Below are 17,965 nucleotides of genomic sequence, written 5' to 3' on the forward strand. Positions count from 1 at the left end.
ACGGTTCTTGCGACCGCCGGTTGGCTACCAGGCCCATGCCAGCAAGTTTGGGGCAAAGCTGAGTGTTTCAAGCGCTAATGACTGCGAAATAGCGGATAGTCGGCCTTCGAATATTCGTCGCACTGACATACACTGCGCGGCCGTTTTTTAACCGGAACTCGAAAGACATGAAAAACGCATCTCCAGCCCGTGCCTGTGGTATCGACTTTGGCACGTCCAACTCCACCGTCGGCTGGCTGCGCCCCGGCATGGAAACGCTGATCGCGCTGGAGGACGATAAGATCACCCTGCCCTCGGTGGTCTTCTTCAATATGGAAGAACGCCGCCCGGTGTACGGCCGGCTGGCGCTGCATGAGTATCTGGAAGGCTACGAAGGCCGGTTGATGCGCTCGCTCAAGAGCCTGCTGGGTTCCAAGCTGATCAAGCACGACACCAGCGTTCTCGGCACGGCGATGCCGTTCAAGGACCTGCTCGGGCTGTTTATCGGCCAGCTGAAGAAGCGCGCCGAAACAGCCGCCGGTCGGGAGTTCGAAGAAGTGGTGCTGGGCCGTCCGGTGTTTTTCGTCGATGACGATGAAATGGCCGACCAGGAAGCCGAAAACACCTTGGTAGACGTGGCCCGCGCCATTGGCTTCAAGGATGTCTCGTTCCAGTACGAACCGATTGCGGCGGCATTCGACTATGAGTCGACCATCGAAAAGGAAGAGCTGGTGCTGATCGTCGACATCGGCGGTGGTACGTCCGACTTCTCGCTGGTGCGACTGTCCCCTGAACGCCGCAACCACGACAACCGTCACGACGACATCCTCGCCACCGGCGGCGTGCACATCGGCGGGACCGATTTCGACAAGCAACTGAGCCTGCAAGGCCTGATGCCGCTGTTTGGCTACGGCAGCCGCATGAAGAGCGGCGCCTACATGCCGACCAGCCACCACATGAACCTGGCGACCTGGCACACCATCAACTCGGTGTACTCGCAAAAGTCGACCCTGGCCTTGGGCAGCATGCGTTACGACATCGAAGACACGGGCGGCATCGATCGCCTGTTCAAGCTGATCGACCAGCGCGCGGGCCATTGGCTGGCCATGGAAGTGGAAGAAACCAAGATCCAGTTGACCCACGCCGACAGTCGCCATGTGCCGCTGGACCGCATTGAGCCGGGGCTGAGTGTTGAACTGACCCGCGCACTGTTTGAATCGGCCATCGAAGCGCTGCTGGAGCGCGTGCGCAACAGCGTGACCCAGATGCTCAACGATGCCGATGTGCGGGTCGATCAGGTGGACACGGTGTTCTTCACCGGCGGTTCGAGCGGGATTCCAGCGTTGCGCAACAGTGTTTCGGCGATGCTGCCGAATGCGCGGCATGTGGAAGGGAACATCTTTGGCAGCATTGGTAGCGGGTTGGCGATTGAAGCGGCCAAGCGTTATGGCTGAAAAGCAGCTGCAAGCTGCAAGCTGCAAGCTGCAAGCTTCAAGTAAGAGCAAGTGCGGTGTTCGCCACTGGCTTTAACTTGCAGCTTGAAGCTTGAAACTTGCAGCTGCCGTCAAACCATCCCCACCTGCTTCAGCTCACTCTTCAGATACGCGTAGTAAATCGGCCCGGCCACCACCCCCGGCAGGCCGAACGCGGCTTCGAACACCAGCATTGCCAGCAGCAACTCCCACGACTTGGCACTGATCTGCCCGCCGACAATGCGCGCGTTGAGGAAGTATTCGAGCTTGTGGATAAAAATCAGATAACCCAGAGCCGCCATCGCGACCCAGATCGACAGCGACAAGCCAACAATGGTGATCAGGGTGTTCGACATCAGGTTGCCGATCACTGGCAACAGGCCGAGCAGGAAGGTCAGCACAATCAGGGTTTTGGTCAGCGGCAGCTTGATACCGAACATCGKCAGGACCACCGCCAGGAAAATCCCGGTGAAGAAGGTGTTCAGCAGCGAAATCTTGATCTGCGCAAACACGATATTACGGAAGGCCTGCACCAACAGGTGCAAGCGGTCGAACAGCGCGGCCGCCAGAGGCTTGCGCTTGGTCACGTCCGGCGCGCGCTGCAAGGCAATGATCGCCCCCAGCACCATACCGATCAGCAGCGTCACAAACATATGCGCCGCATCCTTGCCGACCAGCTGCAAGTCGCTCAAGTGCTTGCTGATCCATTCGCCGATGGCCACGCGGAATTCACCGGCACTGGCGGGCAGATAGGCGTCGATGAATGGCGGCAATTGCCCGCGCGCCCGGTCGACCACGCCCATGAATTTATCGAGGGAAGCGCCGGGGTTTTCCGCTTCGTGCAGCAGGAAACTGAAGGCGCCAGCAAAGATCAGCGCCAGCACGCTCACCACCAAGGTCCCGAGCAACGCCACCGCCAGCCAGCGCGCACGCCGACCTTCGATCAGCCGCTGCAATTGTGGCGTGAGCATATTGACCAGCTCGAACACCAGCAGACCGGCCAGCAGGCTGGGCAACAAGCGCAGTGGGATCACCAGCAGCAAACCACCAAAAATGATGAACCAACTGATCAGCAGCAAAACGTGGCGTTGAGAAAACGTTGGCATACAGCCTCAAAACGAACAGCGTAAAAGGATTGGCAGTCTGCCAGCGTTCCGGTGGCAGCACTAGGAATTGTGTAGATCGACTTTGGTCGGGGCTCGGGCGATTTTTTGCAGTGCCCCGACTGACGCCTTCGCGAGCAGGCTCGCTCCCACACGGGTCCTGCGAACTGAGATCCATTGTAGGAGCGAGATTGCTCGCGATGAGGCCCTCACAACCCCCACACTTATTTGTTCCTCAGGCAATCACTCATGAACGCCTTGCGCTCATCACCTTTGAGCGATTTGGTGGTGGCATCGGCATTGCAGGTTTTCATCTTCTGTTGCTGAGGGGTCAGGGTTTTGATGTCAGGGACGGCCGCCTCGGTTTTCAGGCAGTTACTCATGAACATTTTGCGTTCATCACCTTTGAGGCTTTTGGCCGTCGCATCGGCGTTGCAGATAGTCATCTTTTCCTGCTGAGGTGTGGCCGCAAAGCCTTGGGAGCAGAGCAGCAAGCCGATCATCAACAAAGGGACACGCAACATCGTCATGGAGTTTTCTCCTTGTTGCCGTACCGATGGGCACAGCCTCGTTCTGGAGTGTAGACAACCCTTGTCACACCTTCCTGCCCTCGAGGTGACTGCGTCGGTACTGCTCCGGTGTACATCCAGCCTGGCGTTGAAACATTGCGATAAAAGCCGAACCTGTGCTGTAACCCATGTCGAAGGCAATGTCCTGAATGCTGCGATGGTCCAGCGCCTCAATCGCCGCGAGAAATCGCAGCCGTTGCCGCCACTCACCAAAACTCATGCCCAGTTCGCGAATAAACTGCCGTGCCAGGGTGCGTTCGCTAACGTGGACCTGCGCAGCCCAATCGGCCAAGGGCCGGTTGTCTCCGGGCTCGGCCTGCAACGCTTCCAGTATCCCCAACAGTCCCGGACTGCTGGCATAGGGTAAATAGCATTCATGCACCGGCGCCAGTTGCAGCTGATCCACTAATACCTGACCTAAACGAATGTCCGCCTCATGCTCGGGAATCTTCAAATCTCGCGCCGCAAAGTCCTTGAGAATCGCTTTGAGAATATCGCTGATCGCGAGCGTGCAGGCCTGTTGCGGCAACTCGCGGCACAGCGACGGCGCCAGGCAAACCGCACGGTAGTTGATCGGCTGGTTGCTATAGAAGCTGTGCTCGGTCTCGGGCGGCACCCACACCGCGTATTGCGGCGGCGACATGAAACGGCTGTTGCCGATTTCCATGTGCAACACGCCGTTGGCCGAATACTCGAGCGTGCCCCAAGGGTGACGGTGAGCCGAGGCGTACTCGTGAGTGTTGAAATCGGCGTAGCGGAAATAGACCGGGGCCGGCAGCTCGGCGAAGTCCAGCAGGTCGATGTGTTTACTGTTCATGCTGTCCGTCATCCGGGGCAGGTTGTCTGGATCGAAGTATAGGCTTGCATCCAGACAAGGGGATAATTGCCCCTCATTAACGTTCTGGTTTTTTCTGATGCAATACGCTTATCCCCTGCTGGCCATTTTCATCTGGGCTGGCAACACCGTGATCACCAAAATGTCAGCCGGGGCCATCTTCCCCGCCGAGATCGGTTTCTACCGCTGGCTGCTGGCCGGGATGCTGTTCACGCCGTTCATGCTCAAACCGGTGATCGCGCATTGGCCGCAGATTCGCCCGAACCTGGGCAAGATTTTTGTCCTTGGCGTGTTGGGCATGGCGGTCTACCAAAGCCTCGCCTACTTCGCTGCGGCACTGACTTCAGCCACCAACATGGGAATTATCCTGTCGCTGATGCCGTTGATGTCGCTGGCCATGGCGATTGTCAGCCTCGGCCAACGCCTGACCGCTGGCGCATTGGCCGGCGCGCTGCTGTCGTTTACCGGTGTGTTGGTTGTGGTGTCGTCCGGCAGCCTCGGCGCGTTACTTGAACACGGCGTGAACATGGGCGACGCGATGATGCTGGTCGCCACCCTGGCCTATGCGATTTACAGCACGCTGCTGAAAAAATGGCAGCTGCGATTGCCGCCGTTGGTGTTGTTGTATTTGCAGGTGTTGGTGGCGGTGGTGGTGCTGTTTCCGCTGTTTGTCGCCTCGCCCAAGATCGGCCCGACCCTGCACAACATTCCGCTGGTGCTTTACGCCTGTCTGCTGGCTTCGATGCTGGCGCCACTGGCGTGGATGCAGGCGGTGGTGCGTTTGGGGCCGAGTCGGACCACGCTGTTTTTCAACTTACTGCCGTTGATTACCGCGCTGATTGCGTCGGTGGTGCTGCATGAGCAGCTGGCGATGTATCACCTGGTGGGCGGTGTGTTGACGTTGGGTGGGGTGGTGCTTTCGGGGCGTTGGACGACGGTGATCGGTCGTAAGGTCCGTATTGCCTGAACTGACGCCTTCGCGGGCAAGACCGCTCGCCGCACCGCCGCTCCTACAGGGGGAGCACGGTCACTGTAGGAGCAAGCTTGCTCACGAAGAACGATGACTCGGTATGGAGGTTAAACGCCAGCGGCTTTCAATCGGGCGGCATGTTCGACAAACAAGCGAATCGGCTCAGCGCCCTTCCCGACCAATCCCAGCGACTGATTGACGATGTCGAAGTGATCCAGCGGATAGTCGTCGCCAATCACCGTGCCCAGGTGCGAGCTGTACCGCCCGACCATCCCGTCACAATGCCCGACTTCGTTCACAAAGGTTTTGGCAAACAGCCGGCAACTGCGATTCGTCCCGTCAAACAGGTTGCGCCCGCTATCCGTCTTGCCCGGCTGCAAGGTCCCGGACCACGAGTAATAGCGCACGCCGTTAACCTCCTCCGGCCCGTGCCCGCCCCAAGTCTCAGGCAGGCCCTGTGGATAACGCTGATTGAACAGCGCCACGCCTTCGGTGGTGAGTGAATGATGGGACGCATGGATATTCACTGGCAGCTTCGGCCCGCGATAACCGGTTTCGAGCAGGCTCATCAACGCGGCGATTATCCATAACAGAAAGCTCAGCAACCGCCCTTTGGCGCTGTCATGCGGATAGTGTTTGTGCAGGTAATCAGCCAGTTCCGAGCCGTGATTCGGCCCGGCCACCGAGGTCACCGACGCCACGAGGTCCGGGCGTTTGGCCGCCGCGTAACGGGCAGTGAGCGAACCCTGGCTGTGGCCTAACAGGTTGACCTTCCCGGCCCCGGTCTCGCGCAGGATTTCCTCGATCCGCGCCAACAGTTGTTCACCGCACACTTCACTGGAGTTGAGCGGCGAGACCTGCACTGCAAACACGGTCGCCCCCCCCTGGCGCAAGGCCGGGACGATGCCGTACCAGTAGGGATAGAGCACAAGACGGATAAACCCGAGCATCCCCGGGACCAACACCAGCGGGTAACGCGTAGCAGAGCCTTGCGACATGGGCGAACGTCCTTGTGATCGGTGAGACAAAGCAGGCTGGATGCAAGACCTCAGCCAAGCATCGTCACCGAAGATGACAACTCGACAACCAGTCTATGACATCCGCCCTACTTGAGCCCAACCACCCCCGCCACGATCAACCCCACCGACACCAGTTTGATCGCCGTCAGGCTTTCGCCCAGCAGCGCAAACCCCAGAAACACCGTGCCCAGTGAACCGATGGCGGTCCAGATCGGGTAAGCGATGCTCACCGGCAGCTCGCGCATGGCCAGGGTCAGGAAATAAATCCCGCCCACGGCGGCGATCACGGTGATCAGCGACGGCCAGAGCCGGGTGAAGCCTTCGGCGTATTTCATGCCCATGGCAAAGGTGACTTCAAACCCGGCGGCGATCAGCAGAAACAGCCAGGCCATTTAGAACTCCCTGGCCAGCGCCAATAGGCGCTGCTCGGCCTCGGCGGCGGAGATCTGGAACGTACGCGCCTCGGACTCCTCGCCCTCGGCGGCCACTACGGTGATGTCGGTGATACCGATGAATCCCAGTGCGGTGCGCAGCAACGGATCGGCATGGTTCATGGCTTCCAGCGCACCACCGGGACCGAAACCGAAGCCGCCGCGACTGGTGACTATCAAGGCTTTTTTGCCCTGTACCAGCGGTTCGTATTGGGCCACGCCATTGTCCAGGGTGTGATTGAACGTCAGCCCGAGCCGCACAATCTGATCGATCCAGGCCTTGAGGCCGCTGGGTACGCTGAAGTTGTGCATCGGCGTGGAAATCACCAGCAGATCATGTCCGAGCAACTCGCCCACCAACTCATCGCTGAAGGCCAGATCCGCCTGCATCGACAGCGGTCGCGCATCGGGTTCGGAGTAAAACGCGGCGGCCACGAAAGCTTCGTTGACCGGTGGAATCAGCGCCCGCCCGACTTCGCGGCGAGTCAATGTGGACTGCGGATTTCGGGCTCGCCAGGCTGCAAAAAACACTTCGGCCAAACGGCGTGAGTGGGAGCGATCGCCACGGGGGCTGGCGTGAACGGCAAGAATTGTACTCATCTGAATCTCCTTGGGATTAAACTCAAACGGCTTGTGGCTTGCAGCTTGAAGCTCCCAGCCAAGCGCTTCAAATGAGCAGAAATCAGTCGGGATGAATTCATTTCATCCATGGAGAATTGAATGTTTGCCTCACTGCCGCTGACCGCCCTGCGCGCGTTCGAATCCGCCTCGCGCCTGTTGAGCTTCAAGGCTGCAGCCGAAGAACTCTCGGTGACGCCGACGGCGGTATCGCATCAGATTCGCTCACTGGAAACCTGGCTCGGCGTGCCACTGTTCGAGCGTTTGCCACGGCAAGTGCGCCTGACCGAGGGCGGGGAGCGGTTATTTCACAGCCTRCACGGCGCCTTTCTGGACGTGGCACAAAGCGTCGACACCCTGCGCCCGCAACGCAGTGGCGCCAACCTGACGATCTCCACCACCGCAGCGTTCGCGGCCTTGTGGCTGGTGCCGCGCCTTGGGCGCTTTTACGCGCGCCACCCCACCATCAGCCTGCGCCTGGACACCCATTGCGAAGTCATCGATTTGCATCAGGACGCCAGTGTCGATCTGGTGCTGCGCTACAGCCTCGACACCTACCCGAACCTGTATGGGCAGTGCCTGTTCGATGAGACCTTCGGGGTGTATGGCTCGCCCGAGCAAGTCGCGCTGGCCGCCACTCACACGCCGACGCTGATCAGCGTGCACTGGCACAACTCCAAGCTGTACGCCCACGGCTGGGAGGCCTGGTGCGCGCAGTCAGGCGAGTCATGGTTGGCGGGCACACTGGCGGTCCGGGAATACGACGAGGAGCATTACGCCTTGCAAGCGGCTATCGCCGGTCAAGGCCTGGTGCTGGCGAGCAATATTCTGGCGTCGGAAAGCGTGGCCAGCGGTTTGCTGGCGCCTTATCGCGGCGAGATTCAGGTCGATGGCGCCGGCTATAGCGCGTTGTGCGTGCCGGGGCGCGAGCGACATCCGCCGGTCCGGGCATTTTTTGCGTGGTTGCGTGAGGAGGCTTTGCTGTCCGGGCATACACTCTGAAAGATTTGTTGCGCCTGACACACCGCCCTCGCGGGCAAGCCCGCTCCCACAAGAACAGCGCGGCACCTGTGAGAGCGGCGGTGCGACGGTTCGACTTACCCGCGATGGCGTCTTTATAGACGCCGCAGTCACTTAGTGGGTTTGACTGTCACCGGCGCCTTCCCCGCCTTCATCTGCTCCAGCAACGGTGCACATTGATTCGGCTCACCACCACTGGGCGCTATCAGCGCCAGCAAACCCGCCGCCGGCGCCGCAATCACGCCCAACGCCACCATCCCCGCCCCGCGCAGCATCAGCGGCACGGCTTTCACACCGGCATCCGGCTTGATGAACTTGCCCCGCACGTACAGTGGCGAGCGCAGTGAAATCAAGCGCCAGCCCTTCGACTCCGGCGTGATGGTCAGGTCCAGTTGTTCGGTTGCCATATTCACGGTGCCATCGATGTAGACGATCGCATTCTCGGTATCGAAGACGAACAGGCGCGTGGTCGCCAGCCCGGTCTTGATATCGAAATCGGCCGCCGCGCAATTGATCTTCACTTCCTTGTCGCCAAAAATTTTGCCGACCACATAGTTACCGACATTGAGCCCGGCCAGTTCCATCAACTCGCGGCTGATTGCGCCGTCGTTGATGAGCATTTTCAGAGTGCCGTTGGCGCTGCCCAACAGCTTGGCCACCGAGTTGCCGCGTCCCGAAATATCGGCATCGCCATTGAGTTCGCCGAAACTGGTCTTCATGGGTTCAAAAGTCGGGAACAGTTGCTTGAGCTTGAATTTGCGCGCGGTAAGTTTGGCTTGACCCTCCAGTGGTTCGGTCCGGCCATTCAAGCGAATCTGCGCCTCCAGATTGCCGCCCGCCACACCAAAGCGCAGGGGTTCGAGGCTGAGCACGCCGTCGGTCAGTACCAAGTGCGTAAACAGGTCGTTGATCGGCAGTCTTTCGCTGTGGATGATGCGCTTACCGGTGAATTCGACATCCGCGTCCATGGCACGCCAGCGTTCAGTCTTGAACTCCTCGACCGGCAACACTTTGTCCGCCGGCTGCTTGCTGTCGCCGCCACGGGCCTGTTGCTTGGCATTGGAGTCGGCGCCGATCAGCGGCGCCAGGTCAGCGAACAACAGTTGCTCGGAAAGTAATGAACCACTGAGTTTCGGTCTTGGCTGACTGGCGACGTAAGTCAGGCTGCCGTGAATGTCACTCTCGCCGATCTTGCCGTTGAACGCTTCATAGCGGAACACCGCGCCGCTGGGCTCATGCAGCTTGGCAATCAAGTGCCCGTCGGTTGAGTACGGCGACGTATCCGGCAGTATCACACCGGTCAGCGGATAGAGATTACCCAGGCTGGTGCCGGCCAGTTTCAGCCTCAAGTCCAGCGCGCCAAGGTTCAGGGGATCGGTCAGGATGCCGGCCAGCTCGACGCTGGTATCGGCAATTTTCACCTGGGCTTGCAGCGGAAACGGCTTGGTCGCGTCCTGCAGCGCCAACAACCCGCCGATCTTGCCGGAGCCTTCAAGTTTCTGCCCGTGGTATTGGCCTTTGACCTTGAGGGCGAATGCGTAATCCTGTGGCGCACCACTCTTTTCCAGCGCGGTTTTCGCCGCTTTTTCACCGACGATGTCGCTGAACGGAATCGGTTTGCCCAGCGGGTCGATGAGTATGTCGAGTTGAGTCTTCAGGTTCTGATCGTCAAGGATGACATGGCCCTTGTCGAAGCCAATGGCTCCAATGTCGACCACCCAGTTCGACGGTTCGGCGTCGGGGTCTTTCGGATCGAATTTGAATGTCCAGTTGGCGCGGCCATCAGCCAGACGCTGAAGGTCGGCGTTCGGTTCGGTCAGGTCGATGCGCGGGATCACCACTCGCTGAGCCAGCAAGGCCAGCGGCGAAATTCGCAGCTCTACGCGTTTGAGGGTGACCATCTGCGGTTGCTTCAACCAGTCCGGGTTGCCCAGGCTCAAGTCTTCGGCCACCACATGCGGCCATGGCACCCAGGCCCGCCAGCCGCCCTCGTCAGGCTCGCGCTGCCAGATCACCGCGAGGTTGCCATTGATGGCGAACGGACGGTGCAGCTCTTCGGAGACTTTGGTGTTGATCGTGGGTTTGATCCGGTTCCAGTCGAAAAACACGATGATCAAAACGAGTACTGCCAGCAGAACAACCAGGCTGGAAAAGGCCCAGGCAAAGATTTTTGGGGTGCGCGTCATTGCACAGGACTCCTTAGTACGACTGCGCGCCCCTACTGCGACGCACGTGTGAAACGTTAGGCCAAAACCGACCTGGCATGACACCTAGGACTGGGAAAAAGCGTGCAGGTTTAACCGAAACGCCCATTAACGTTCAAATAATCGGTCGGGGGCACCTTGGTCACTTCAGGCAGCGTTACCGACCCGCACTTTTGTGCGGCGCGAGCGAGTCGAAACTACCCGTTCCAGGGCAAAAATACTCGCTGAAAACGCCCGTTTTAGAGGCTTGCAGCAGAACAATCAATTCCGTTGATTATTACCATTGCGTTTATGAACTTTGATATCGATTTTTCGAGAGTAGCATTGCCCTCGTACCCACTTTATCGCCCCCCCAAGGAGCAACCCATCATGAAACGCCAACTACTGCTTAGCCTGACCCTCTCGATGCTAGCCAGCACTGCATTCGCTCTGCCAGCCCCTGATCAGGCAACTCCGCAAATCAAAGACAGCCACTCGGTGTTCAGCCAAACCGTCGCTGCAGACGGTTCCGATCGTACTCCACAAGGCCAAACCCTGGCCGCAGACGGCTCTGACCGTACTCCACAAGGCCAGACTCTCGCTGAAGGCGGTTCCGACCGTACCCCACAAGGTCAAACCCTTGCCGAAGGCGGTGGTGACCGTGTGATCGAACGCAACAGCGCTACGAGCTAAGCCCTATGGCCGCCCTGAGAATAAGCCCAATCCCCGGATTGGGCTTTTGACTTATAGAGCGCTGCATTTCCCCGCCTGATCCCCCGATAGTCGTTCGACGCCAGCGAAGCCGATTTGCTAGAGTGCGCCGCTGTCCTGTCCAGAAAACACCCTTGCGATGCTGCCCCGCGCCGAACAGAAACAACAAACCCGCAACGCCCTGATGGACGCTGCTCGCCATCTGATGGAATGCGGCCGAGGATTCGGCAGCCTCAGCCTGCGCGAAGTTGCCAAAACCGCCGGCATCGTACCCACCGGTTTCTACCGACATTTCACCGATATGGATGAACTGGGCCTGGCGCTGGTGTGCGAAGTCGGTCAGACCTTCCGCGAAACCATTCGCCTGGTGCGCCACAACGAATTCGTCATGGGCGGCATCATTGATGCGTCGGTGCGGATCTTTCTCGACGTGGTCAGCGCCAATCGCTCGCAGTTTCTGTTTCTTGCCCGCGAGCAGTACGGCGGATCTTTGCCGGTACGGCTGGCGATTGGGCGATTGCGTGAAGACATCAGCTCCGATTTGGCGGCTGACTTGTCCTTGATGCCCAAGCTGCAACACCTCGGCATCGCTGACTTGAGTGTGATGGCTGATCTGATCGTTAAAAGTGTGTTCGCGACCCTTCCCGACATTATTGACCCGCCGGCCGAGGCGCTCCCCGAGCATTTGACGCCTCAGGCGAAGATCACTCAGCAACTGCGCTTCATCTTTATCGGCCTCAAACATTGGCAAGGTTTGGGCAGCACCGAGTAGCAAATCCCACATTGGTGCATGGAAAATCCACATGCACCAAACTGATCCAAAATCCTGCAACACACCAATTCCCCCGCTAAGCTCCGACAGGCATTTCCTACATATCGCCCGATTGGCAAGCCCCTTGCTCTAGCCTGAGCATTGTCCATTGCTGGAAGCCTTCCGATGCTGGTGATTCATCGCAGAATCGACCCTCGACCCGTCTGGGCCGCCGAATTGCTCCTGACCTTCGAGGCCCGGAGTAAAAGCCGTTTGCGCTGTTTCAGTGCCGAAGGTGAAGACGTCGGGTTGTTTTTGGAGCGCGGGCAGCCGCCTCTGTATGACGGCGAATGCCTGCAAGCCGAAGACGGACGCATCGTGCGTGTCTGCGCCCGCCCCGAACAGTTACTGCACGTCACCTGTGCCAATGCCTTCGAACTGACACGTGCCGCGTATCACTTGGGCAACCGTCATGTCGCCCTGCAGATCGGTGATGGCTGGCTACGCCTGCTCGACGACTACGTGCTCAAAGCCATGCTCGAACAGCTGGAGGCCAAGGTCGAAAACATCGAAGCCCCGTTCCAGCCGGAACACGGTGCCTACGGTGGCGGCCATCACCATTCGCGGCACGGCGACGAAGACTTCAACTACCCGCCGAAACTGCATCAGTTCGGCGTCCGTTTATGAACCCGGCCTGGGCGCTGCTGCGCCTGGCCAGCCCGCAATTGCCGATTGGCGGCTACAGCTATTCCCAAGGCCTGGAAATGGCCGTGGAAAACGGTCGAGTGTGCGATTCGGACAGCGCACGACGCTGGATCAGCGATCAATTGCTGCTGAACCTGGCAAGGTTCGAAGCGCCGCTGTTGCTCGCCCATTGCGTAGCTGCCTTTGATGAAAACTGGGCCGAGTTGCTGCAACGCTGCGAAGAACATCGCGCCAGTCGGGAAACCCGCGAGCTGCACCAGGAAAGCCGCCAGATGGGTTATTCGTTGCAGCAACTGCTCAATGGCTTACCAGAGCTGGATGCGCCCGCCCGCGCCTTCCTCGATCAACGCCCTGAACCGCACTTGGCCCTCGGCTGGGCGCTGGCCGCCCGAGCTTGGGGGATCAGTCCGCAGGATGCGTTGGCCGCGTGGCTCTGGAGCTGGCTGGAAAACCAATTGGCGGTGCTGATGAAAACCTTGCCGCTGGGCCAGCAAGCCGCGCAACGCCTGACCAGCGAACTGCTGCCGCTGCTGCAACAAGTGCAGCAAGACGCCAGCCGAATCAACCCCGAACACTATGGCAGCGTCGCGTTTGGCCTGTCCTTGGCTTGCATGGCCCATGAGCGCCAGTACAGCCGTCTGTTCCGTTCCTAGGGCCTTTTAATTTGGAGAACCACATGAACACACAACCCCTGCGCGTCGGCATCGGCGGCCCGGTCGGCTCCGGTAAAACCGCTCTGACGTTGGCCCTGTGCCTGGCCCTGCGCGAGCGCTACAACCTCGCCGTCGTCACCAACGACATCTACACCCGCGAAGACGCCGACTTTCTGGTACGCAACGAAGCCCTGGCGCCCGAGCGAATCATCGGTGTGGAAACCGGCGGCTGCCCGCACACGGCCATCCGCGAAGACGCCTCGATCAATCTCGAAGCCGTGGATCAACTGAACCGCCGTTTTCCTGGGCTGGACCTGATTCTGGTGGAGTCCGGAGGCGACAATCTGTCAGCGACGTTCAGCCCGGAATTATCCGACCTGACCATCTACGTGATCGACGTTTCCGCCGGCGACAAACTGCCGCGTAAGGGCGGTCCCGGCATCTGTAAATCCGATTTGTTGGTGATCAACAAGGTCGACCTCGCACCGCTGGTAGGGGCATCGCTGGAGATGATGGACAGCGACACCAAGCGTATGCGCAACGGCAAACCGTTTGTCTTCAGCAACCAGAAAACCGGTCTCGGACTGGAGGAAATCATCGCCTTCATCGAACGCCAGGGCCTGCTGACAGCGGCCTGATCACGACTTATCAACAAGGAAGCTTACCCATGACACTGAAACGCATACTGGGCGCCGTGGCCCTGCTACTTACTCCGGCCATCGCTTTCGCCCATCCGGGTCATGGCGACAACGGCTTGATCGCCGGTATCAGCCACCCGCTTGGCGGCCTCGATCACTTGCTGGCCATGGTTGCGGTCGGCCTGTGGGCGGCACAGCAAAAAGGCACCGCGCGTTGGGCGCTGCCGTGCACGTTTGTCGGCACCATGCTGATCGGCGGGTTGCTGGGGTTTGAAGGGCTGAACCTGCCGGCTTTGGAAGGCGGGATTGCGGCTTCGGTGCTCGCGCTGGGCCTGGCGGTGGCGCTGGCGGTACGTCCGCCTTTGAGCGTGGCTATGGGGACGACGGCGCTGTTTGCACTGTTCCATGGTGTGGCGCACGGGTTGGAGTTGCCGGACATGTCGAGCCCTTGGGCGTATGCGGCCGGGTTTGTGGCGGCGACGGCGGCGTTGCATGGGTTGGGTTATGCGGTTGTTCGTGTGCTACCTCGAGCGGCGGCGCCGTTGGTTCGACTGGTGGGTGCGGCGTCGGCGGCAACTGGCGTGTGGTTGTTGGCCGGCTGATTTTGATCGTTCCCACGCTCTGCGTGGGAATGCAGCCCGGGACGCTCTGCGTCCCAAGAGCCAAACGCGGAGCGTCCGATGAGGCATTCCCACGCTGAGCGTGGGAACGATCAAAGCGCTCACTCTGCTAACATGTCGCGCAATCAACCCTGCCGTGACGACGCCAGCCAATGCCGCCTGTTTCCCGCTCCGCCTCCCTGCCTGAATTGACCGCCCTGTTCGCCTCGGTGCAACAGCACTTCCAGGACGTGATCGTGCCGCTCTGGCAAGGACCCGGCTGGAATGCCGACATGGCACTGCCCTATGAAGCACTGGACGCGGAACATCAACCGCTGGCGCCTCAACGCTACCGGGCCATGGCCTGCGCACGGCAGCTGTATCTGTTTTCCAGCCTGATCGGCCAGGTGCCGGGCGCCGAAGAACGTGCCGCCGCGTTGTTCCGTTCCCTGCAGCAGAACTTCCATGATGCCGAGCACGGCGGCTGGCACTACAGCATCGACCCGCAAGGCGCGCCACTCGATCAGCGCAAAGACCTCTACACCCACGCGTTCATCCTGTTCGCCTGCGCCCATTACTGGGACAAGGTTCGCGAGCCGCTGGTGGAATCGGTGCTCAATGCAGCGCTGGAAGTGATCGCTCAGCAATTCGCGACAGGCGACGGCCTGTACGAAGCCAGCCTGGACCGTGACTGGTCATCGCTCGACTCAGGGCCGCTGCAAAATCCCCTGATGCACTTGGCCGAAGCCTTCCTCGCCACATTGTCGGTGCGCGAAGACATCGCCGTGCAGCGCGCGCTCGTTGCGTTATGCACAGCCATGCAAAAGCGCTTCATCGACCCGCAACAGAGCGTGTTGATGGAGAAACCGCTAGGAGCTGTGGATAACTGGTTTGAACCGGGGCATCAGTTCGAGTGGTATTTCCTGCTGGAGTCTTCGCCGTTGCTGCGCGACTCAACGCTGCATGTTTCGCTTGAGCGTGCGTTTGCGCTCACCGAGCAACTGGGTGTTGATCCACAAACCGGTGCGGTTGCGGCGATGCTTGATCTGGATGGTGCTGCAAAAGATGCCACCCAGCGCATATGGGCTCAGGCTGAATACCTGCGCGCCCTGACCTTGCGGCCAAACAGCGAGGCTTCTGTGCAGCGCCAGCTTCAGGCGCTACAGCAGCGCTTTCTGCATGCGGGCGGTTGGTATGAGTGTCGCGATGAACAAGGCGAGGTCAGCCGCAAGGACATGCCGTCGACGACGCCTTATCACTTGGCAACCTGCTATCGCGGGCTGGCCGATTATCTCGGCTAACTGACAAATAGCTTTCGCGAGCAGGCTCGCTYCCACAGTTCAGCGCAATCCCTGTGGRAGCGAGCCTGCTCGCGAATGGCCGTTACACTGATTTACGTTCGATAGAAAAACCAGCCCAGGTCTGACTCACCGGCATCAACTCAAGGCTGTTGATGTTGATGTGCGCCGGCGCGTTTAGCACCCAGAAAATGGTCTCGGCGATGTCTTGCGGCTGGATCGGCTCAGCCCCCGCGTACGTCGCGTTGTAACGCTCCTGGTCACCGGCGAAACGCACCAGCGAGAACTCGCTTTCACACAAGCCCGGCTCGATGTTGCTGACACGCACGCCTGTGCCTTGCAGGTCGCAACGCAGGTTCAGCGAAAACTGTTTAACGAATGCCTTGCTCGCCCCATACACGTGGCTGCCCGGGTACGGATAATTGCCGGCGATGGAGCCGAGGTTAACGATGCCGGCGCCACGGCCATGGGCAATCAGGCGCGGCAGCAGCAAACGGGTGCTGTACATCAGGCCTTTGATGTTGGTATCAACCATGGTGTCCCAATCGTCGAGATCGCACTTCGGTGCCGGGTCCACACCGAGTGCCAGGCCGGCGTTGTTGATCAGCCCGCGCAGCTTGGCGAAGGACGGTGGCAGGTTGGCAATCGCCTCCTCCATGGCTTTGCGATCACGCACGTCGAGCACCAGGCCATGCACCTCGGTCTGCTTCGACAACTCGGCGCACAGGGCATTGAGGCGCTCTTCACGACGGCCTGTCAGCACCAGTTTCCAGCCAGCCTCGGCAAAGCGACGGGCACAGGCTTCACCAAAACCGGAGGTCGCGCCGGTAATAAACAGGGTGTTGGACATCGTGTTCTCCTTGCTTCGGCTGACGGGCAGCCCTTGGAATAGAAAGTCAGCTGGCAGCATGCCCGGCCTTGCTCACAGCGGCAACCATCACAAGATGCTGTGCAAAAAACAACCAACCCTGTTAACACCATACGCCCCGTGGCTTACAGCCATGTACGCGCACGTTATCCACAGGCCGGTCCACAGTTTCCGGGGGCAAGTGGAAATGCTGGAGGCCGCTGTGTACAAGGCTTTGCGAGGAGTTTGGAAAGTTTTTCGCTTGACCCTCGCAGGCTCGCGGTGTAGCCCAAGGCATTTTGCACGATTGCACCAGCAACCCAGCGATGGCGCCAAGCCAGTAACGACGGCCCTTAGCCGAGTCTTTCCAGAGTTTAACCACAGACTTATCCACAGGCCTATCCTGCCCCTTTCACCCTCCTTTGGCCTCCAATAAAAAGGTTGACAACGCCATCCTCCAGCCCTGCAAAAACACCTGATCAAAAAACAACCACATCGCTGCAAGCCACGTATTTAAAGGCGTCTAGCCAGCTACTCCCACGTTATTCACAGCCAGCTCCACAGCAAACGGGGACAAGTCAAAACAGTGAAAAAACAACTATTTACAGCGGCTTTATGTCGCGCTTTGAGAGCTTGTGAATATTGTTTTCCACAATTTCAAGAAAGCACGCGGCGCTCCCCTGAGCCAGTCGGTTGCCCTACAGGGAATGGTGATGAATTGGGAATCGATCAGGAGGCGATTTACATCCGCCATCCTGATTACATCCGGGATGACGAAGGCTTCATGGGGGATATCGCTGGCCAGCAATCGATTGCTTGAGAACCAGGCCAGCGAAAAAGCTCAACCAACTCTGTCCGTCCAACTAACCGAACTCAAAACGGTAATAACGCTCGCCGGCATTAAAACACCGACAAGCGCCTCAGGTTTAGACGACATCACTCAGAACAGTTTCTTAATTTCCTCTGTAAAACTGGAAACTTTTTTCTCTGGGTTCTTTGTACACCGCTTTACATATTCAGGAAGAATTTCTGTTTTAAGTTTTTCTTTAGTGAACGACCCCCCATTTGAATTGATATTTTCGTCGACTGAATACCATAGTGCAATTGTGGCCTGGGATAGCGGAGGCGTTACAAGGAACTCCTTGCACGTCATATCATCGGGATTAGCCGACGCGGCATAAACACCGCTGACGGATGCGAGCATCACGCTAGCAAGGGCCATTTTGCAAAAAAACCTATGAGTCATTTTAAGCGTCTCCACAGACTTGGATAACACCTCTCTATATAAGAGGCCATATCATGCATTGATTTGCGCTAAAAAAGAACTTAAGCGTAGCGTTATTACAAGCACACGCCGGGTAAGTATAGACGCTTTCCCGCAGTGTCAAGTCTATTTTTAGTACATAACTATGGCACCTACAACAACCAATAGCGGTTGCAATTAATATTGCAACTTTTTACAGTGAATTATAGCCAGTTTATAATTTAACTCTCTGATATCAGATTTGCGCGGACCAGCGCCTGAACACTTGAAACTCAACCAATACTTCTCTTTCCACATAAA

The 17,965-nt window shown here is 58.8% G+C and carries 20 protein-coding genes; 11 read left to right on the plus strand and 9 right to left on the minus strand.

Features of this window, described 5'->3' with window-relative positions; translation table 11 throughout:
* Positions 1 to 167: 167 nt before the first annotated feature.
* On the plus strand, positions 168 to 1,433 hold the full coding sequence (locus AC1DSG_RS00170; RefSeq protein WP_477789066.1) for an Hsp70 family protein: 1,266 nt from the start codon (positions 168 to 170) through the stop codon (positions 1,431 to 1,433).
* Between the two features lie 110 nt (positions 1,434 to 1,543).
* On the opposite strand, the gene AC1DSG_RS00175 is transcribed toward AC1DSG_RS00170, so the two are convergent.
* The 3 genes from AC1DSG_RS00175 to AC1DSG_RS00185 form a co-directional block, all read right to left on the minus strand.
* Positions 1,544 to 2,557, minus strand: a complete 1,014-nt coding sequence (locus AC1DSG_RS00175) for an AI-2E family transporter (RefSeq protein WP_477789067.1) — start codon at positions 2,555 to 2,557, stop codon at positions 1,544 to 1,546.
* Between the two features lie 221 nt (positions 2,558 to 2,778).
* A complete protein-coding gene (locus AC1DSG_RS00180) occupies positions 2,779 to 3,084 on the minus strand; it encodes a PsiF family protein (protein ID WP_477789068.1) in 306 nt (101 codons plus the stop codon).
* 64 nt (positions 3,085 to 3,148) lie between these two features.
* Complete coding sequence (locus AC1DSG_RS00185) at positions 3,149 to 3,940, minus strand: AraC family transcriptional regulator (RefSeq protein ID WP_477789069.1); 792 nt, start codon at positions 3,938 to 3,940, stop codon at positions 3,149 to 3,151.
* 97 nt (positions 3,941 to 4,037) lie between these two features.
* Between AC1DSG_RS00185 and AC1DSG_RS00190 the strand changes: the two genes are divergently transcribed.
* Positions 4,038 to 4,925, plus strand: coding sequence for a DMT family transporter (locus tag AC1DSG_RS00190; protein ID WP_477789070.1), 888 nt, complete (start codon positions 4,038 to 4,040; stop codon positions 4,923 to 4,925).
* Positions 4,926 to 5,035: 110 nt separating this feature from the next.
* Here AC1DSG_RS00190 and AC1DSG_RS00195 read toward each other — a convergent pair whose 3' ends face one another.
* The 3 genes from AC1DSG_RS00195 to AC1DSG_RS00205 all read right to left on the minus strand — a co-directional run bounded on the left by AC1DSG_RS00195 (position 5,036) and on the right by AC1DSG_RS00205 (position 6,978).
* Positions 5,036 to 5,926, minus strand: coding sequence for an esterase/lipase family protein (locus tag AC1DSG_RS00195; RefSeq protein ID WP_477789071.1), 891 nt, complete (start codon positions 5,924 to 5,926; stop codon positions 5,036 to 5,038).
* 107 nt (positions 5,927 to 6,033) lie between these two features.
* Entirely contained in the window at positions 6,034 to 6,339 is a 306-nt protein-coding gene (locus AC1DSG_RS00200) for a DMT family transporter (RefSeq protein WP_477789072.1), read from the minus strand.
* Complete coding sequence (locus AC1DSG_RS00205; protein WP_477789073.1) at positions 6,340 to 6,978, minus strand: FMN-dependent NADH-azoreductase; 639 nt, start codon at positions 6,976 to 6,978, stop codon at positions 6,340 to 6,342.
* A gap of 120 nt (positions 6,979 to 7,098) precedes the next feature.
* On the opposite strand from AC1DSG_RS00205, the gene AC1DSG_RS00210 reads away from it, so the two are divergent.
* Complete coding sequence (locus tag AC1DSG_RS00210; protein WP_477789074.1) at positions 7,099 to 7,998, plus strand: LysR substrate-binding domain-containing protein; 900 nt, start codon at positions 7,099 to 7,101, stop codon at positions 7,996 to 7,998.
* 128 nt (positions 7,999 to 8,126) lie between these two features.
* Here the strand turns inward: AC1DSG_RS00210 and AC1DSG_RS00215 are convergent, their stop codons facing one another.
* Entirely contained in the window at positions 8,127 to 10,202 is a 2,076-nt protein-coding gene (locus AC1DSG_RS00215) for an AsmA family protein (protein ID WP_477789075.1), read from the minus strand.
* 387 nt (positions 10,203 to 10,589) lie between these two features.
* On the opposite strand from AC1DSG_RS00215, the gene AC1DSG_RS00220 reads away from it, so the two are divergent.
* From AC1DSG_RS00220 to AC1DSG_RS00250, 7 genes are all read left to right on the plus strand, one after another.
* Positions 10,590 to 10,892 (plus strand): hypothetical protein, encoded by a 303-nt coding sequence (locus tag AC1DSG_RS00220; RefSeq protein WP_477789076.1) that lies wholly within the window; start codon positions 10,590 to 10,592, stop codon positions 10,890 to 10,892.
* A 157-nt stretch (positions 10,893 to 11,049) separates the two neighbouring features.
* Positions 11,050 to 11,682, plus strand: coding sequence for a TetR family transcriptional regulator (locus AC1DSG_RS00225; protein ID WP_477789077.1), 633 nt, complete (start codon positions 11,050 to 11,052; stop codon positions 11,680 to 11,682).
* 165 nt (positions 11,683 to 11,847) lie between these two features.
* Positions 11,848 to 12,348 carry an urease accessory protein UreE gene (gene ureE / locus AC1DSG_RS00230; RefSeq protein WP_477789078.1) on the plus strand — a complete coding sequence of 167 codons (501 nt, stop codon included), beginning with the start codon at positions 11,848 to 11,850 and terminating at the stop codon, positions 12,346 to 12,348.
* Positions 12,345 to 13,019: an urease accessory protein UreF gene (locus AC1DSG_RS00235; RefSeq protein ID WP_477789079.1), complete on the plus strand. Its 675-nt coding sequence runs from the start codon at positions 12,345 to 12,347 to the stop codon at positions 13,017 to 13,019. Before ureE ends, AC1DSG_RS00235 begins: the two co-directional genes overlap by 4 nt.
* A 23-nt stretch (positions 13,020 to 13,042) precedes the next feature.
* Positions 13,043 to 13,657 (plus strand): urease accessory protein UreG, encoded by a 615-nt coding sequence (gene ureG, locus AC1DSG_RS00240; protein ID WP_007947546.1) that lies wholly within the window; start codon positions 13,043 to 13,045, stop codon positions 13,655 to 13,657.
* Positions 13,658 to 13,686: 29 nt separating this feature from the next.
* The gene (locus AC1DSG_RS00245; RefSeq protein WP_477789080.1) at positions 13,687 to 14,259 is read left to right on the plus strand and encodes a HupE/UreJ family protein; all 573 of its coding nucleotides are present in this window, start codon (positions 13,687 to 13,689) and stop codon (positions 14,257 to 14,259) included.
* A gap of 170 nt (positions 14,260 to 14,429) precedes the next feature.
* Positions 14,430 to 15,557, plus strand: coding sequence for an AGE family epimerase/isomerase (locus tag AC1DSG_RS00250; protein ID WP_477789081.1), 1,128 nt, complete (start codon positions 14,430 to 14,432; stop codon positions 15,555 to 15,557).
* 82 nt (positions 15,558 to 15,639) lie between these two features.
* On the opposite strand, the gene AC1DSG_RS00255 is transcribed toward AC1DSG_RS00250, so the two are convergent.
* On the minus strand, positions 15,640 to 16,404 hold the full coding sequence (locus tag AC1DSG_RS00255) for an SDR family oxidoreductase (RefSeq protein WP_477789082.1): 765 nt from the start codon (positions 16,402 to 16,404) through the stop codon (positions 15,640 to 15,642).
* A gap of 583 nt (positions 16,405 to 16,987) precedes the next feature.
* On the opposite strand from AC1DSG_RS00255, the gene AC1DSG_RS00260 reads away from it, so the two are divergent.
* The gene (locus AC1DSG_RS00260; RefSeq protein ID WP_477789083.1) at positions 16,988 to 17,221 is read left to right on the plus strand and encodes a hypothetical protein; all 234 of its coding nucleotides are present in this window, start codon (positions 16,988 to 16,990) and stop codon (positions 17,219 to 17,221) included.
* 120 nt (positions 17,222 to 17,341) lie between these two features.
* Here AC1DSG_RS00260 and AC1DSG_RS00265 read toward each other — a convergent pair whose 3' ends face one another.
* Positions 17,342 to 17,647: an HdeA/HdeB family chaperone gene (locus AC1DSG_RS00265; RefSeq protein WP_477789084.1), complete on the minus strand. Its 306-nt coding sequence runs from the start codon at positions 17,645 to 17,647 to the stop codon at positions 17,342 to 17,344.
* Positions 17,648 to 17,965: the final 318 nt, after the last annotated feature.

This window comes from Pseudomonas sp. P5_A12, assembly GCF_056400685.1.

Excerpts from the sequence above, each read along its gene's own strand:
- AC1DSG_RS00265 (WP_477789084.1), bottom strand. The coding sequence starts at position 17,647 with ATGACTCATAGGTTTTTTTGCAAAATGGCCCTTGCTAGCGTGATGCTC.
- ureE (WP_477789078.1), top strand. The coding sequence starts at position 11,848 with ATGCTGGTGATTCATCGCAGAATCGACCCTCGACCCGTCTGGGCCGCC.
- AC1DSG_RS00250 (WP_477789081.1), top strand. The coding sequence starts at position 14,430 with ATGCCGCCTGTTTCCCGCTCCGCCTCCCTGCCTGAATTGACCGCCCTG.
- AC1DSG_RS00220 (WP_477789076.1), top strand. The coding sequence starts at position 10,590 with ATGAAACGCCAACTACTGCTTAGCCTGACCCTCTCGATGCTAGCCAGC.
- AC1DSG_RS00200 (WP_477789072.1), bottom strand. The coding sequence starts at position 6,339 with ATGGCCTGGCTGTTTCTGCTGATCGCCGCCGGGTTTGAAGTCACCTTT.
- AC1DSG_RS00245 (WP_477789080.1), top strand. The coding sequence starts at position 13,687 with ATGACACTGAAACGCATACTGGGCGCCGTGGCCCTGCTACTTACTCCG.
- ureG (WP_007947546.1), top strand. The coding sequence starts at position 13,043 with ATGAACACACAACCCCTGCGCGTCGGCATCGGCGGCCCGGTCGGCTCC.
- AC1DSG_RS00195 (WP_477789071.1), bottom strand. The coding sequence starts at position 5,926 with ATGTCGCAAGGCTCTGCTACGCGTTACCCGCTGGTGTTGGTCCCGGGG.
- AC1DSG_RS00225 (WP_477789077.1), top strand. The coding sequence starts at position 11,050 with ATGCTGCCCCGCGCCGAACAGAAACAACAAACCCGCAACGCCCTGATG.
- AC1DSG_RS00205 (WP_477789073.1), bottom strand. The coding sequence starts at position 6,978 with ATGAGTACAATTCTTGCCGTTCACGCCAGCCCCCGTGGCGATCGCTCC.
- AC1DSG_RS00215 (WP_477789075.1), bottom strand. The coding sequence starts at position 10,202 with ATGACGCGCACCCCAAAAATCTTTGCCTGGGCCTTTTCCAGCCTGGTT.
- AC1DSG_RS00170 (WP_477789066.1), top strand. The coding sequence starts at position 168 with ATGAAAAACGCATCTCCAGCCCGTGCCTGTGGTATCGACTTTGGCACG.
- AC1DSG_RS00255 (WP_477789082.1), bottom strand. The coding sequence starts at position 16,404 with ATGTCCAACACCCTGTTTATTACCGGCGCGACCTCCGGTTTTGGTGAA.
- AC1DSG_RS00190 (WP_477789070.1), top strand. The coding sequence starts at position 4,038 with ATGCAATACGCTTATCCCCTGCTGGCCATTTTCATCTGGGCTGGCAAC.
- AC1DSG_RS00235 (WP_477789079.1), top strand. The coding sequence starts at position 12,345 with ATGAACCCGGCCTGGGCGCTGCTGCGCCTGGCCAGCCCGCAATTGCCG.
- AC1DSG_RS00185 (WP_477789069.1), bottom strand. The coding sequence starts at position 3,940 with ATGAACAGTAAACACATCGACCTGCTGGACTTCGCCGAGCTGCCGGCC.
- AC1DSG_RS00180 (WP_477789068.1), bottom strand. The coding sequence starts at position 3,084 with ATGACGATGTTGCGTGTCCCTTTGTTGATGATCGGCTTGCTGCTCTGC.